The organism is Acinetobacter sp. AOR01_HL, from assembly GCF_027855455.1.
In the GTDB taxonomy this organism is placed as follows: Bacteria; Pseudomonadota; Gammaproteobacteria; order Pseudomonadales; family Moraxellaceae; genus Acinetobacter; species Acinetobacter baumannii.
In genome coordinates, this window is the sequence record NZ_JAKTIM010000020.1 from 67,071 (window position 1) to 82,512 (window position 15,442).

Genomic DNA, 15,442 nt, shown 5'->3' on the forward strand with positions numbered 1-15,442 from the left:
AAATTTTAATTTGTACCATGAGCATTTAAACATAATAAATAGTCATTAAAGCAAATTGGATGCTCAAGTTGAAAACCCGTCTCAAACAAATGTTTCGCATAAATTTTTTTGCCTGACACATGAGCTGAATCTAAGGTAAGCAGCGGTAAATCTAACTGACTTTGAAACCACAGTAAGACTTCATGCAAAGGTACAGGTGCATTATTAGCAACAAGATAGCTTTTATGGGGTTTTTCAAAATCAGCTAAAAATGCCAAAAACCTTGCTAAATCATCAATATGAATACGGTTACTATAGTGAATATTTGGATAGGTTTGCGTGTGCTCAGCCATTCGTTTTAGACGATCAATAGAAGCCCCATAAATCCCTGTAGGACGCACAATCACGCACTGTGACGGAAAATACTTTTGCCATAGCAATTCCATATTGTGCAAGATATGCCCTTGGGCATCGTTTGGGTGAATCTCACTATGGTCATCAATTGTTTCACCAGAATTTTCACCATATACCCGCGTAGATGACACCACAATTAATCTTTTAACCGGATGCGATTTTAAAGCCTGACGAATAGGCTCAATACTATCCACATAAGTATGCTGATAACCTTCAACAGTACTATCGTCTGGAGAAAGTAAAATATACACTACATCTACAGGTGCAATTTCGCTTAAATCGAGCGTAAAAATATCCTGTACGAGATGTGTCCCATAAGGATCTGTCTTTTCACTACGGCTAATTGTGGTAATTTGATGTCCTTTCTCAAATAGTTGTTTAGCAACACGCTGAGATGTTTTACCATAACCGATAAATAATATATGCATAGAGAACTCGTTGAGGGGACATGACTTCAGTCCATCAGTTACAAGGCGTTGGATCGGCTTCAGCAGCCCTACTCGAAAAACTAAATATTTTTACTACAGATGATTTGCTGTTTCATCTGCCCCGTGATTATGAAGATCGCAGTACCATTATTCCTATGAATCAATTGATAGTTGGTCGTAGTTATTTACTCGAGGGTGAAGTCAAATCTGTTGATTTCCCTCCAGGTAAACGTAAATCTATGGCCGCATTAATACAAGATGAATTTGGTAAGGTGACTTTACGCTTTTATCATATTTATAAAAATTTAACCGACAAAATAAAACCTGGTAACCGTTTACGTATTTTTGGTGAAGTTCGTGTAGGTGCACGAGGACTTGAGCTTTATCATCCAGAAATTCAACTTATTAATGAACATACCCCCCTTCCAAAAACGCAGCTCACAGCAATTTATCCAAGTACCGATGGACTAACACAAGCTAAATTACGCGAATATGTTAAACAAGCGTTGAAACATCATAGTGATGCTTTACCCGAGTTACTCCCTAAACAATATACAAATGGGTATGCACTCAAAGAAGCTTTACATTACATTCATGAGCCGCCAGTTGATGCCAATATGATCCAACTGGCTCAAGGCTCTCATCCTGCGCAGCAACGTCTTATTTTTGAAGAGCTGGTCGCACATCAAATTAGTCTTCTCACTCGACGTGCTTATATTCGTCAAATTGCTTCACCTGCTTTTCCGAGTAGTAAAGTGCTTGCAAAAAAGCTGCTAGAAGCTTTACCTTTTCAAATGACCAACGCACAAAAACGTGTATCAAAAGAAATTTTAAACGACTTAAAACAACATCAACCTATGCTGCGTTTGGTACAAGGTGATGTAGGGGCTGGAAAAACTTTAGTTGCAGCGGTTGCAGCATGTCACGCATTAGAAGCAGATTGGCAAGTTGCGTTAATGGCACCCACCGAAATTTTAGCAGAGCAGCATTATTTAAATTTTAAACGCTGGTTTGAACCTTTAGGTATTACGGTAGCTTGGTTGTCGGGTAAACAAAAAGGGAAAGCGCGGGCACACGCTGAGCAACAAATTAAAGAAGGCCATGCTGAACTGATTGTGGGTACTCATGCCTTATTTCAAGATAACGTTGAGTTTGCAAAACTAGGACTCGTGATTATTGATGAGCAGCACCGATTCGGGGTCGATCAACGATTAGCCTTACGTAATAAAGGCGCCGAACAGCTCACCCCACATCAACTGGTCATGACTGCAACGCCAATTCCTAGAACACTGGCAATGAGTGCTTATGGCGATTTAGATACATCAATTATTGATGAATTACCGCCAGGTCGAACTCCAATTCAGACCGTCACGATTCCGCTAGATCGTCGTGAAGAAGTACTGCATCGAATTGCTTCAAACTGCCGAGAAGGTAAACAAGCCTACTGGGTATGTACTCTGGTTGAACAGTCCGAAACTTTAGATGCTCAAGCCGCCGAAGCCACTTATCAAGAAATGAAAGAGCGCTTTCCTGAACTTAATATTGGTTTGGTTCATGGCAAAATGAAAGCCGATGAAAAACAGGCTGTCATGCAAGCATTTAAAAACAATGAACTACAGCTGCTAATTGCCACAAGCGTTATTGAGGTTGGGGTAGATGTACCTAACGCTTCGATTATGGTCATTGAGAATGCTGAACGATTAGGGCTTTCACAGCTACACCAATTACGAGGTCGTGTAGGACGAGGTGCAAAAGCCAGTTTTTGCGTTCTTCTCTATAAACCACCACTTTCACAAAATGGGCAAGAAAGACTTTCAATTTTAAGAGAAAGTAATGATGGCTTTGTTATTGCTGAAAAAGATCTTGAGCTAAGGGGCCCGGGTGAGTTATTAGGAACAAAACAAACAGGTGATATGGGTTTCCGTGTCGCACGTTTAGAGCGAGATGATCATTTATTGAGTCAAGCACACTACGTTGCACAACAAGTTCTAAAAGATTACCCTGAGCAAGCTGATGCCTTATTGAAGCGCTGGCTTCCCGAAGCTCCTCGATACGCATATGTTTAAGTTTTTAAACCCCCAGTATCTTTTTCATTTGCTGTCCCCTTGCCTACTTTGCGAAATAGGAACACGGGAAAAATATCCTCTTTGTAAAGAATGCTGGGAACAGCTACCGTGGCTTAAGCAAACCATTCAGCGCAATGACCAGTCTGTTCTTGTGGCCTGTCACTACGCCTATCCAATTAACCGGATTATTCAGCAGTTTAAATATGAACAAAAATTACATTACCAAACCTTACTCGCTGAAGTTTTACAGCAATTAAAATTTCCTAAGGTACAAGCGATTGTACCCATGCCTATTTCTAAACAACGTTTAACTGAACGTGGTTTTAATCAATCCTTATTACTCGCCAATCTTTTGAGTAAGCAATTAAAAATACCAGTTTGGCAGCCTGTACAACGCTTAAATGAGCATTCTCAAAAGGGATTATCTCGACTCGAAAGATTTGAAAATATTGAACAGCAATTTGTTGCGCTCACTCAAGAAAAACGGCGTTATCGTCGTGTACTGATTATTGATGATGTAATCACAACAGGAAGTTCAATTCACGCTTTAAGTCAGGCGCTAAAACAGCTAGGGTGTACATCTATTCATGCCAGTTGCCTAGCTGCTGCTTCATCTACATCATATTAAAATTATAGAGTTATAGATAAGTTCTGCTCACACCACGGAATTACAATTTCTTTGGTTAATGGTGCGAGTTTTGTCTCGGAATCATTAAATTTCACCCACTTCATTTCAGCAATTTCAGCTGCAATTTGTGGGGATTGTTTTAATCGAACCAAATATAAATGGCTAATAAGCTTGTGATCCGGTTCATTGGCAGCTGCTGTCTCAAAACGCCCTATAAACTGTTCTATTACACACGGGCTGCCTATTTCTTCCAAGATTTCACGCTGTATAGCACTTTCCGGAGCCTCATTCGGCTCCAGTTTACCGCCTACCTGCATAAAAGCTTGTGTATTACGCTTTCTGACAAGCAATAATTCATTTTGTTCATTTAAGATCACCGCAGCGGCGACCGTAATTGTTTTCACCTATTTAACCTCATTTATGGTTGAACGTCGGCATTTGTCCATTTCGGAGCAGGAGCCTGATATTGCTCAAATTGTTGAAGAATATCTTCAATTTTGTCTGAGGCAATCAATTTATCAACAAACCGCGCTTGGCTAAATCCGTTATCTACAGTTCCCTGAATCATTTTAAGCAAATCTTCATAAAAGCCAGCTACATTTAGAAAAGCACACGGCTTTTGATGAATACCTAATTGTGCCCATGTCCATTGTTCAAAGATTTCTTCCAATGTACCTGCCCCACCTGGTAAAGCAATAAAACCGTCCGACAGATCTGCCATTTTGGTTTTACGCTCATGCATATTTTCGACGACATATAATTTTGTCAGTCCAGGATGAGCTAACTCGCGATCAACTAAAGCACGAGGAATTACCCCAATGACCTGCCCGCCGGCTTGCAAAGCACTATCAGCAACAACACCCATTAAACCAGAACGGCCACCGCCATAAACGAGTGTTTTACCTTGTTTAGCAATAGCTTCACCGGTTAATTGAGCAATTTGTTGAAAGATTGGGTTTGAACCAAGAGATGAACCACAGAAAATACAAATTGAATTCATAGTATAAAAACCGTTTTATTGAACTGTCATGCTGACAAACTAGACTCTCGACAGAGTTTTTTTTTGCAAAATAGCGTATTGGCAAGTGTTTTTCGGCAAATCCTTGTCTAAAATACACCCATCAATTTCCATCAGACTGCGTAAGGAAAAAAGACACATGCTTGAAGCCTTTTATGCCACAGAACGCGGAAGTCTGGAAGATGCCACCATCAATGGTGGATTTGATCTACATCCCGAATTAGTATGGCTTGATCTTATTGCACCCTCTCAAGAAGAACAACAATGGGTCTTAGATGCTTACAATCAGAACTTACCTACACTAAAGTCGTTAGAAGACATTTCATCTTCTGCTCGATTCTACCGTGATGATGACGGTATTTTGCATATCAGCACCTATTTTTTAACGAAAAATAAAAATTATCAGGTTGATGGGGATGCCGAAGATTCTTCCCATATGCTTGCCATGGTGCAGACTGTTGCATTCATCTTACATAAAGACCGCTTATTTACTTTACGTGGTGAAAAGTTAGTTGCCTTTCGTGCTTTTCGTGCTCGAGCTCGTCGTAATGACTACGAAATGGATTATAAAGATCCAACATGGATTTTATTGGGCTTACTTGAAGCAAAACTAGATGAGCTTGCGGATATCTTGGAAGATATCCACAAGGATCTAGAAAAATACTCAACCGAGGTTCTCAATAACCATCAACGTGAACAGATTTTAGATCTTGATGACATGATTACCCGCTTGGCACAACAAGAAGACATGCTTGGGAAAGCACAGCTCTGTTTAATTGATTTGCGCCGTGTTTTAACGTTTTTGTCTCGTCCACGTGCTTTAGGCAGTCATATCTACGATGCAGATATTCGAGAACTTAGTGAGGATGTTCGCTCGCTTGTTGAACATGACGCTTTCTTATTCCAAAAAGTACGATTCTTGCTTGATACAACGTCAGGATTTATTAACACTGAACAAAACGATACGATCCGTCGATTCTCGATATTACCAAGTATGTTGGCACCACCTATGTTAATCGCCAGTATCTATGGTATGAACACGGATGTACTTCCTTTCGCACACGGTACAACCAGCTTTATTATCGTTTTACTAATTATTATTGGTTTCTTTATTGGGCCTATCATTTATTTCCGCTGGAAAAAATGGATTTAAAGAGATTACTCCCGCAAATTTTGTATATAAAAAAGCACCTAAATTTAGGTGCTTTTTTATCTTTGCTCATCAAACCAAATGTAGGTCTTCTTGCAAATGGCAGGCTTGAATGATTTTCAGCATCTTCTCTGGTACATTTTTAAAATGTAATCCAGACTTTTGTGGAGTTTGACGTAGCCATTGCACTAAAACAGCCAAGGCTAACGTATTACCATGCTCAAGCTGCTTTAAATCAACAATTAAAGGAAAGCTTGTTTGCTTTTTAATAATTGCCAATCCAGCTTGGTATTGTTGTTCAGCATTTTCAAAATCAATTTTGCCTGAAACAACTAACTCTTGGTTAAGATACTGAACCACTCTTCACCTACTTATTTTTGTTTATTCTGATTAACAGCAGCATCTGCATCAGGTTGGAACGTAGCAATTGCTTTATTCAAATCACCGCCATTACGTTTCACAGTTGCAGCAAACTGGTTACGGAACTGCAATCCTAAATCAATACCAGAAACATTGATGTTACGGATTTTCCATTGCGAACCTTTGTCTGCCAACTGGAACGACACAGGAATTTTTTCACCATTGTGATTAAAATCTAAAGTCACAACAGGGTTTTTACCAGCTGTCGCCTTGTATGGACGCATCGTGTAAGTTTGGTTTGTATACTTAGCAAATGCACTACCGTAATTCTCAATTAATGTATTACGGAAGTTCGTTTCAAACTGAGCACGCTGTGCAGCAGTACTATATTGGTTTGTTGCATAAGTACCCATCACAATACGAGTAAACGCTTGTGAATCAACATACGGGTCTAAGTTTTGGCGTACAATTGTTTTTACTAATGCCGGGTTATTTTGCAATTTAGCATGATCGGCTTTTAAACGAGAAATCAAGCCATCAGCAACACGCTTAATAAAGTCAGGTGGTGCTTCTGAAGGTGCAGCAAAAGCTGTACCAGCAATCATAGTAGACAAAATACTTGCTGTAAGGGTTTGTTTAAACAACGTATTCACCTGGAACCACTCCTTCAAATAATCTCTTACTCAACAAATGACGGCTGTGCACTGCTGTCAGTACTTGCAGGAGCTTTTTCTTCTGCTGAGGATGAACCAGCGGCAACCTTACCTGCGCCACCACCAGTAATAAATTTACTAATAAGATCTTCTAGATCCATCGTTCCTTGGGTATTAGAAATAGTATCGCCACGTTTAAGGTAGTTTAGACCACCACCCGGTACGATTTTTAAATATTTCTCACCCAATAAACCATTGGTTGCAACCATTATATAAGCATCTTCATCAATACTTGTGATGGAGTTCATGTTACTGATCAGTTGCTGTTCCATTGTTTTTTGTTGCGCTGGAGTTGCTTGCGTATAATCAGAACTGTAACGTAATTCGTCTAAAGCATTTTTTTGAACTTCTTTTAACTGTTCAGCATTAAAACTTGTCAGTTTTCCATCAAGATCAAAAGTAACCGTAGCCAAACGTGTAACCGGATCAAGCGTGATTGAATCAACGCGGCCAATTGTTACACCGCTCATCGTCACTTTAGCACGAGGCTTTAAACCATTAACGTTATCAAACTGAGCTTTCATGGTGTAGCCATCGCTCAAGTTCGTGCCCACTAAACCACTCACTTTCATTGCTAAAAAGAATAAAGCAATACCGAAGATAATGACAAAGATACCTACGGCCAGCTCACTAGTACGTGATTTCATTAAATCCCTCCGAACATGACCGCAGTCAACACGAAATCAAAACCTAAAACACATAATGAAGAATATACAACCGTGCGGGTCATTGCCGTTGCAATGCCTTCAGGTGTCGGATCACATGCATACCCTTGGAAAACAGCAATCCATGTACACAGCAAAGCAAATACAATGCTCTTAATAATGCCATTTACGACATCGTGGCCAAATTGAACATTATTTTGCATACCACTCCAAAAGGAGCCTTCATCAACGCCAAGAAAGTCAACTCCAACCAATTTACCGCCAACAATACCAATCGCAGCAAAAATAACGGTTAACATTGGCAAACTGACTATACCAGCCCAAAGACGTGGTGATACGATTTGCTTTAAAGGATCAACACCAATCATTTCCATACTGGCAAGCTGTTCACTTTGTTTCATCGAACCAATTTCAGCAGTCAATGCAGAACCTGCTCGTCCAGCGAAGAGCAAAGCTGCAACAACCGGTGCAAGCTCACGCAGTAAAGTTAAAGACACCATTGTGCCTAGCATTGATTCACTACCAACATTGACTAATATTGAGTAGCCTTGCAACCCGAGTACCAGACCAATAAATAAACCTGATACCGTGATAATAAGTAAAGACATTACCCCTACACGATGCATTTGATAGACGAAACGTCCAAAACCGCCCGCTGAAGGTAATGAAAAAATAATCTGTAAGAGCATCAGTGCCGCAACACCAATCCCTCGAATCCGCTCAATAACGAGTCTACCTAACCAGGCAATCGTATTCATGGACGAACCTCGTTATCTAAATAAGCTTGGTGGCTAAACTGGTATTCAACCGGACCTTCTGCCGAGCCGGTTAAGAACTGTTTTACAAATGGAGAAGCATAAGCTTGTAATTCTTCTGGCGTTCCTTCCCCTTGAATCTTCCCTTCCGCTACAACATAAATGTAGTCAGCAATAGATAGGGTCTCAGGAACATCATGCGAAACAATAATCGTAGTTAGATCTAAAGCTTCTCGCAATGAACGAATGAGACGTGTTAAAACACCCTTCACAATCGGGTCTTGCCCCGCAAAAGGTTCGTCATACATAATTAAATCGGGATCAAGCGCAATTGCACGAGCTAAAGCGACCCGTCGGTTCATACCACCTGACAACTCAGTAGGCATAAGCTGTTCTGTTCCACGCAAGCCCACCGATTCAAGTTTTAAAGCGACCAGTTCTGCAATGAGATTTTCAGAAAGCTTAGTATGCGCACGAATTGGAAAAGCGACATTTTCATAAACCGACATATCGGTAAATAAAGCTCCACTCTGGAACAGCATTCCCATACGCGCACGTGCTGCAAATAATTCCTGACGTGACATTTGAGCAATATCTTTGCCATCAAGCAAAACTTCGCCCTGATCGGGAACAAGCTGTCCACCAATCAAGCGTAATAAAGTCGTTTTACCTGTACCAGATGGTCCCATAATGGCCGTGATCTGGCCTCGACGTATATTTAAACTAATATTGTCATAAATGACGCGTTCCCCTCGGTTAAAACTCAAGTTTTTCACTTCAATCAGTGATTGAGTCGAGAGAGGAGTTTTATTATTCATAATGGCAATCATTCCTGCACTTTTATGCCCGCATACTATAACACTGAATTTTGGGAATCTTGTTGTAATTTTGACAAAAGCAAAACAAGCTAATATAGGAATATGAGCTAGATTTTGAAAAGAAATTTATTGATCGAGAACTTGAAACTGGTCTACGAAATGGCCAGTTAATAAAGCATAGGCAAAGTAGATTCCATTGCACAAAGCAAGTGCAATAAAAAGATATGGCAAACCACGTTGAAATAAGAATTTACTCAACCATGCCAAAGGCGACTCTTTTCGCTTACTTTTACGCATTATTACAATAAAAATTGAACTGTTTCACACTTTGTTATTTTATAACAAAACTAAAAAATAAAAAAGGCCAGTATGTAAACTGGCCTTTTTTTAAATCTCTTAAAGATTAACGGTCGAATTTACGACGGCGCTCACCACGAGATTCTTGATTAAAGTGTTCTTCGCGAACTGCGCGACGTGGACGGTCTTCACCACCGAAGCTACGTTTTGGACGATCACCAAAACCACCTTCACGACGTGGACGATCTTCACCACCGAAGCTACGTTGTGGACGGTCACCGAAACCGTTTTCACGACGTGGTTTATAGTCTACGCGGTTACCACGATTGTCATCATTTGAATCAAAACGAGGCTTATCGTTAAAACCACCTTCACGGCGTGGACGATCTGAGTTGAACTCGCGACGCGGACGATCTTCACCACCGAAGCTACGTTTTGGACGGTCTTCAAAACCACCTTCACGACGTGGACGGTCTGAGTTGAACTCGCGACGCGGACGATCTTCACCACCGAAGCTACGTTTTGGACGGTCTTCAAAACCACCTTCACGACGTGGACGATCTGAGTTGAACTCGCGACGTGGACGATCTTCGCCACCGAAAGCAGGACGCTCACCACGAGGCTTATCATCGAAGCTACGACGTGGACGATCATCACGACCACCTTCACGACGTTTGAAGTTACCTTCACCCTCGAAACGACGACCACCGCCGAAACCGCCACCACGACGACCATCACGGCCACCGTTACCACCACGACCGCCTTCACGACGTGGACGAGCTGGAGGTGGAGATGGCTCTAAACCTTCAATTTCAGAAACATTTAAACGAGCTTCTAAGTAATCTTCAAGCGCACGGATTTTACCGCGTTCACGATAAGTCGCTAAAGTAATCGCTTGACCTGTACGACCAGCACGACCTGTACGACCAATACGGTGTACATAATCTTCATGCTTCATTGGTAAGCCGAAGTTAATAACGTGTGAAATTGTTGGAACGTCAAGACCACGTGCAGCAACGTCAGTAGCAACTAAGATTTTCGCACGGCCTTCACGGATACTACGCAAACGACGGTTACGAACTGTTTGCGGCATTGCACCGTGAAGTGCAACAACTGAATGACCTGCTTCTGCAAGTTCTTCAGCCAACATATCTGTATCTTCTTGTGTGCTCGCGAATACAACAGCTTGGTCAAGCGTTTCATCAGCCAACCAGTGAGTCAGAAGTTTCTTCTTGTGTTCGAAACCATCTGTCCAGTGTAAAGTTTGGGTGATGTCAGTATTGGTGCTGTGACCAGTTTCAATTGCAATACGCTCAGGTTCATTCATCATGCGCTCAGCAAGACGAATAATACGGTCAGCAAAAGTTGCAGAGAACATTAACGTTTGACCACGATTCGCAGCCAAGTCACTGATCGCTTCTAAGTCTTCAGAGAAACCAAGGTCTAACATACGGTCAGCTTCGTCCACGATTAAAGCATCAACTTTGTCTAGCTTTAATTGACGACGGTTAACTAAGTCTAATAAACGACCTGGAGTCGCAACTACAACTTGAGCACCTTTAAGCTGTTGAATTTGTTTACCAAAAGGCATACCACCCATAATTGCAGCAATACGAACACCTTTCATGTGACGTACAAAAGCAATTGCGTCTTGGCTAACTTGTTGAGCCAATTCACGTGTTGGGCATAAAACTAAAATGCTAGGCTGAGTCACTGCTTTCATACGTTCTTTGAACGGAACGAAAGTATCTTGACCTGCCAAATTATGTAATGTCGGTAATAAGAATGCAGCAGTTTTACCAGAACCAGTCTGGCTAGAAACAAGAAGGTCTTTACCTTCTAAAGCAGCAGGAATAGATTGTTCTTGCACAGGAGTTGGGTTAGTAAAACCTAAACCTTCAAGAGCTTGTTGTAAGGTTTCGTGCAAAGAAAATTCGGCAAAAGTTTTGCTCATAGAGAGTTCCACCCCAAAGGGTGCTCCATTTTTAATAAATACAAATAGACATCGGCAAAAGCGGCAAAGCAAATATTAGCTGAATCTTATTATTCAGCAGCAATCCGAGTAACGACGATGTGGACTAAACGCACGCTTGATTACGGCCGCAACCTGAAGAATCGCTGAGCGATTGGGGCGCAAGAAATGGTCCTCTCTATGGACAGCGTGCGCTTACAATGAATAGAACAGAATGTTCAGGTAATGAACGGAAATTTAAGTGCGTGGGCGGATTATAGCAGAAAGAATTTAAAAGTCATGTGTTTTAATCAACTTTCTCGGTATTTCTACTGTTATTTGTATTTTACCGACCATTAAAAAGTAAACCCCTCTATAAAAAGAGGGTCTTACTCAGAAATAATTTTTTAAATTATTTTGCAGCTTTGTCCCAAGCAGGAACTACAGTTTGCATTAATGGCTTTAACATTTTCAGTGAGCATGCAATCACTTGGCCATTTTCAAGTGAATCATTACCACCACGTGCGTCAACCACAACACCACCAGCTTCCTTGATAATAAGCTCACCAGCAGCGATATCCCATGGCTTTAAACCAAGTTCAAAGAAACCATCGAAACGACCAGCAGCAACATACGCTAAGTCGAGAGCAGCTGAACCACCACGACGGATTTGAGCACCCGCTTGAGTCACAGCTAATAATGAAGCAAAGTGCTGTTCTGCATAAGACACAATTTCACCAGCACGTTTAGCACGGTAAGGGTGACCTACTGCCAAGAATGTATTTTCTAGGCTGTCTTTTACATTTACGCGAATACGACGCTGGTTCATCACTGCACCACGGCCACGACTTGCAGAGAACAATTCGTCACGTACTGGATCGTAAATTACGCCGTGCTGAGTAACACCTTTGTGCTGAACAGCAATAGAAATACAGAAATGAGGGAAACCATTAATAAAGTTTTGCGTGCCATCAAGAGGGTCGATCACCCAGCACCAGTCTGCATCGTGGCCTTTGCCCTCTTGCAAACCGAACTCTTCACCTAAGAAGCTATGGTTTTTATAACTTTTACGTAATGTATCAATCGTCAATTGTTCTAAATAACGATCTACACGTGTTACAGGACCATCAATGCCTTTCTCTTCAACTTGCAAATCGAGCTTATGACGATTTTGATGCGCTTTTAAAAGCTCTTGACCAACTGTTTGAGCCGCACGCGCAGCCATCACCACCATAGGTTCCATTGAACACCCACTACAATACAAATTTGAAGATTTTGACAAAGAATAATGCATAAAAGCGTATCCATTTTAGCAAATGAATACGCTTTTTGGGAAAAAATGTTTCGAAAAATTTTATTGAGGTATTAAACCACCTGATTTACCTTAAGCCATGCTCGCTCAATCGAGTTCAAAATACCCTTAGCATCTAAACCACAATCTTGTAGCATTTGATTATGTGTCGCCTGATGCAAGAACGAGTCAGGTAGACCTAAATTAATGATAGGTTTAACAATTTGTTCTTGAGCCATAAACTCATTCACTGCACTACCCGCACCACCCATAATCGCGTGTTCTTCAACTGTCACGAATAAATGAGTATGCTCAGCCAAGTCTCGAATCATTTGTTCATCAAGCGGTTTTACGAAGCGCATATTTACAACACACACACTGACGTCATGTTTTTGCGCAAATTGCTCAGCTGCTTCCAGAGCAACCATGACACGACTACCAAATGCTAAAACCGTAATCTGCTCATCACTGTTTGCTTTAATTTCTGCAACAATTTCAGCTTTACCCAATTCAAGAACAGTCATCTCTTTTTGGATTTCGACGCCCACACCTGCACCACGTGGATAGCGTACCGCAGCCGGGCCATTATAGGCATAGGCCGTATGAAGCATTTGACGGCATTCATTTTCATCTTTCGGTGCCATGATCACCATATTAGGCACAGTACGCATATAGGCATAGTCATATGCACCTGCATGCGTTGGACCATCTTCACCAACCAAGCCTGCACGGTCAATACCAAAAGTCACGTCAAGATTTTGCAATGCGACATCATGAATAAGCTGATCGTAACCACGCTGCAGGAATGTTGAATAAATGGCGACAACAGGTTTTAACCCTTCGCATGCCATTCCTGCTGCAAGTGTTACAGCATGCTGCTCTGCAATCGCGACATCGAAGAAACGCTGAGGAAATTGCTTCGCAAATTTAACCATGCCCGAGCCTTCACACATTGCAGGCGTGATCGCAAGCAAACGCTCATCTTGTGCAGCTTCATCACATAACCACTCACCAAACACATCAGAGTATTTTGGTGGTGTTTTCCCGCCCGAAGCAGCATTAATTTTGCCAATCGCATGGTAAGTAATCGGGTCTGCTTCAGCAGGAGCAAAGCCTTTACCTTTCTTGGTATAAACGTGAACTAAACGTGGACCTTTGCGTTTTTTGAGCGCGTTGAACACCTGAACCAACTGAGTGACATCGTGTCCATCAAAAGGCCCGAAATAATCAAAACCAATTGCTTTAAATAAATTATCTGCCGCATCGGTTGCCGATTGGTGTAATCGAGAGTTATATGTCCATTTTGGGTGTGGCTGGATATAAGCTTCACCATGTTCATTGACATTAACTAAATGACCTTTTTCCCAAATTGCAGCTAAATGTTTGGCAAAGCCACCTGTACTGCAAGAAATCGACATATCGTTGTCATTGAGTACAACAATTAAATCTGCATCATGAGCAACAGCATCATTCATTGCTTCAAATGCCATGCCCGCAGTCATTGCACCATCACCCACAATACAAACGACTTCACATGGGTCTTTCTGATAGCGACGTGCCAAAGACATACCCAAACCAGCTGAAATAGCAGTTGAAGAATGCCCTACCCCAAAGGTATCAAAAACAGACTCTTCTCTGGCAGGGAAAGCAGCCAATCCATTTTTAGCGCGAATGGTCGTAATTTGTTCACGGCGTCCAGTCAGGATTTTATGTGGGTATGCTTGGTGTCCCACATCCCAAACTAAACGGTCATTTGGTGTATTAAAGCAATAATGCAGCGCTACCGTCAGCTCAACCACGCCGAGGTTAGCACCGAAATGGCCACCACTCTGGCCTGCTGCATATAAAATATATTGACGCAACTCATCAGCCACTTGTAGTAATTGGCTATGCTCGAGCTGACGTAATTGTTGAGGATGATCAATCGCATCTAACAATGGCGTAACAGGGCGTTGAGTTGGAATTTCGGTATACAACATATGTGGCAAAGCCTTTATAAGCCTGGCAAATCCTAAGCTGGGTCAAAATGGGTCGATCATACAATCGAATGAAGTCACCTTCAATCAGCCACATTTGCGAACGAGATCATGCAAAGCAGTCTCTCATACAGTATGGGTATGGTTGGCAGATTATCCTGAATAATCTGACTATTTATCAACTATTATCGTCTTCTTTATACAAAAAAGAAAACCTTAGTGTGCAAAATGATTATGACAATTCGACCAATCTCCCAGCATTACGCTATACTTTAAACCGTTTTCGGTTAAAAGATGAGTTAATCTGTGCCTATAGAGTTCATTGCAACATCAAAACTCCCGACCGCTTTTGGTGAATTCAATATTTCTGTGTTTCAAGATCCCGTAACAGGTGAAGAACATGTGGCACTTTCCAAAGGGTTAGAAAATCCGCCAACGGGTCCTGTTTTGGTCCGCGTACATTCTGAATGCTTAACGGGTGATGCGTTTGCATCATTGAAATGTGACTGTGGCCCACAACTACAAGCCACTCAGAAACTCATCAATGAAGCAGGACAAGGTGTAATTTTATACTTACGCCAAGAAGGACGCGGTATTGGTTTAACCAATAAAATTCGTGCTTATGCCCTGCAAGATCAGGGGCACGATACAGTAGATGCCAATTTACTACTGAATTTACCCGCCGATGCACGTCGTTACGATATGTGCAGTATTATGCTCGACCACTTAAAAGTGAAAGAAGTTAAATTAATTACCAATAATCCTTTGAAAATTCAGGCACTCAAAGATCAAGGTATTAATGTCGTAGACCGTGTACCTTTAACTGTCGGCCGTAACCCTTTTAATGAACAATATTTAAAAACCAAACGTGAAAGAATGGATCACCTTTACCAAAAAGATGATTTTTGATTTCGAGCCCAAAATTTAAAAATT

General features: G+C 41.4%; 16 protein-coding genes. 4 read left to right on the forward strand and 12 right to left on the reverse strand.

Features of this window, described 5'->3' with window-relative positions:
* Positions 1 to 5: 5 nt before the first annotated feature.
* Positions 6 to 821 (reverse strand): NAD-dependent epimerase/dehydratase family protein, encoded by an 816-nt coding sequence (locus tag MKL62_RS07340; RefSeq protein WP_000547774.1) that lies wholly within the window; start codon positions 819 to 821, stop codon positions 6 to 8.
* 20 nt (positions 822 to 841) lie between these two features.
* Between MKL62_RS07340 and recG the strand changes: the two genes are divergently transcribed.
* Both recG and MKL62_RS07350 read left to right on the forward strand, forming a co-directional pair.
* Positions 842 to 2,887, forward strand: a complete 2,046-nt coding sequence (recG, locus tag MKL62_RS07345) for an ATP-dependent DNA helicase RecG (protein WP_030423568.1) — start codon at positions 842 to 844, stop codon at positions 2,885 to 2,887.
* On the forward strand, positions 2,880 to 3,515 hold the full coding sequence (locus MKL62_RS07350) for a ComF family protein (RefSeq protein WP_000472265.1): 636 nt from the start codon (positions 2,880 to 2,882) through the stop codon (positions 3,513 to 3,515). The genes recG and MKL62_RS07350 overlap by 8 nt, the downstream gene beginning before the upstream one ends.
* A 2-nt stretch (positions 3,516 to 3,517) precedes the next feature.
* Here the strand turns inward: MKL62_RS07350 and MKL62_RS07355 are convergent, their stop codons facing one another.
* Both MKL62_RS07355 and MKL62_RS07360 read right to left on the reverse strand, forming a co-directional pair.
* Positions 3,518 to 3,919: an NUDIX hydrolase gene (locus MKL62_RS07355; protein ID WP_000849701.1), complete on the reverse strand. Its 402-nt coding sequence runs from the start codon at positions 3,917 to 3,919 to the stop codon at positions 3,518 to 3,520.
* Between the two features lie 14 nt (positions 3,920 to 3,933).
* A complete protein-coding gene (locus tag MKL62_RS07360) occupies positions 3,934 to 4,515 on the reverse strand; it encodes an LOG family protein (RefSeq protein WP_001084310.1) in 582 nt (193 codons plus the stop codon).
* 157 nt (positions 4,516 to 4,672) lie between these two features.
* Between MKL62_RS07360 and MKL62_RS07365 the strand changes: the two genes are divergently transcribed.
* Positions 4,673 to 5,686, forward strand: coding sequence for a CorA family divalent cation transporter (locus MKL62_RS07365; RefSeq protein ID WP_000888321.1), 1,014 nt, complete (start codon positions 4,673 to 4,675; stop codon positions 5,684 to 5,686).
* Between the two features lie 69 nt (positions 5,687 to 5,755).
* Here MKL62_RS07365 and MKL62_RS07370 read toward each other — a convergent pair whose 3' ends face one another.
* The 9 genes from MKL62_RS07370 to dxs form a co-directional block, all read right to left on the reverse strand.
* On the reverse strand, positions 5,756 to 6,043 hold the full coding sequence (locus MKL62_RS07370) for an STAS domain-containing protein (RefSeq protein ID WP_000250997.1): 288 nt from the start codon (positions 6,041 to 6,043) through the stop codon (positions 5,756 to 5,758).
* An 11-nt stretch (positions 6,044 to 6,054) separates the two neighbouring features.
* On the reverse strand, positions 6,055 to 6,696 hold the full coding sequence (locus tag MKL62_RS07375; RefSeq protein ID WP_001093907.1) for an MlaC/ttg2D family ABC transporter substrate-binding protein: 642 nt from the start codon (positions 6,694 to 6,696) through the stop codon (positions 6,055 to 6,057).
* 26 nt (positions 6,697 to 6,722) lie between these two features.
* Positions 6,723 to 7,403, reverse strand: a complete 681-nt coding sequence (mlaD, locus tag MKL62_RS07380) for an outer membrane lipid asymmetry maintenance protein MlaD (protein ID WP_000842362.1) — start codon at positions 7,401 to 7,403, stop codon at positions 6,723 to 6,725.
* Positions 7,403 to 8,179, reverse strand: coding sequence for a lipid asymmetry maintenance ABC transporter permease subunit MlaE (gene mlaE, locus MKL62_RS07385; RefSeq protein WP_001091949.1), 777 nt, complete (start codon positions 8,177 to 8,179; stop codon positions 7,403 to 7,405). The genes mlaD and mlaE overlap by 1 nt, the downstream gene beginning before the upstream one ends.
* Positions 8,176 to 8,994 carry an ABC transporter ATP-binding protein gene (locus MKL62_RS07390; protein ID WP_002019647.1) on the reverse strand — a complete coding sequence of 273 codons (819 nt, stop codon included), beginning with the start codon at positions 8,992 to 8,994 and terminating at the stop codon, positions 8,176 to 8,178. Before MKL62_RS07390 ends, mlaE begins: the two co-directional genes overlap by 4 nt.
* Positions 8,995 to 9,120: 126 nt before the next feature.
* Positions 9,121 to 9,291 carry a hypothetical protein gene (locus tag MKL62_RS07395; protein WP_001232173.1) on the reverse strand — a complete coding sequence of 57 codons (171 nt, stop codon included), beginning with the start codon at positions 9,289 to 9,291 and terminating at the stop codon, positions 9,121 to 9,123.
* Positions 9,292 to 9,397: 106 nt separating this feature from the next.
* Positions 9,398 to 11,245, reverse strand: a complete 1,848-nt coding sequence (locus tag MKL62_RS07400) for a DEAD/DEAH box helicase (RefSeq protein ID WP_000047395.1) — start codon at positions 11,243 to 11,245, stop codon at positions 9,398 to 9,400.
* 409 nt (positions 11,246 to 11,654) lie between these two features.
* Positions 11,655 to 12,485 carry an inositol monophosphatase family protein gene (locus MKL62_RS07405; protein WP_000433617.1) on the reverse strand — a complete coding sequence of 277 codons (831 nt, stop codon included), beginning with the start codon at positions 12,483 to 12,485 and terminating at the stop codon, positions 11,655 to 11,657.
* A gap of 122 nt (positions 12,486 to 12,607) precedes the next feature.
* Positions 12,608 to 14,512, reverse strand: a complete 1,905-nt coding sequence (dxs, locus tag MKL62_RS07410) for a 1-deoxy-D-xylulose-5-phosphate synthase (RefSeq protein ID WP_000967375.1) — start codon at positions 14,510 to 14,512, stop codon at positions 12,608 to 12,610.
* A gap of 303 nt (positions 14,513 to 14,815) precedes the next feature.
* On the opposite strand from dxs, the gene ribA reads away from it, so the two are divergent.
* Positions 14,816 to 15,418, forward strand: coding sequence for a GTP cyclohydrolase II (gene ribA / locus MKL62_RS07415; protein WP_001121174.1), 603 nt, complete (start codon positions 14,816 to 14,818; stop codon positions 15,416 to 15,418).
* The last annotated feature ends 24 nt before the right edge of the window (positions 15,419 to 15,442 follow it).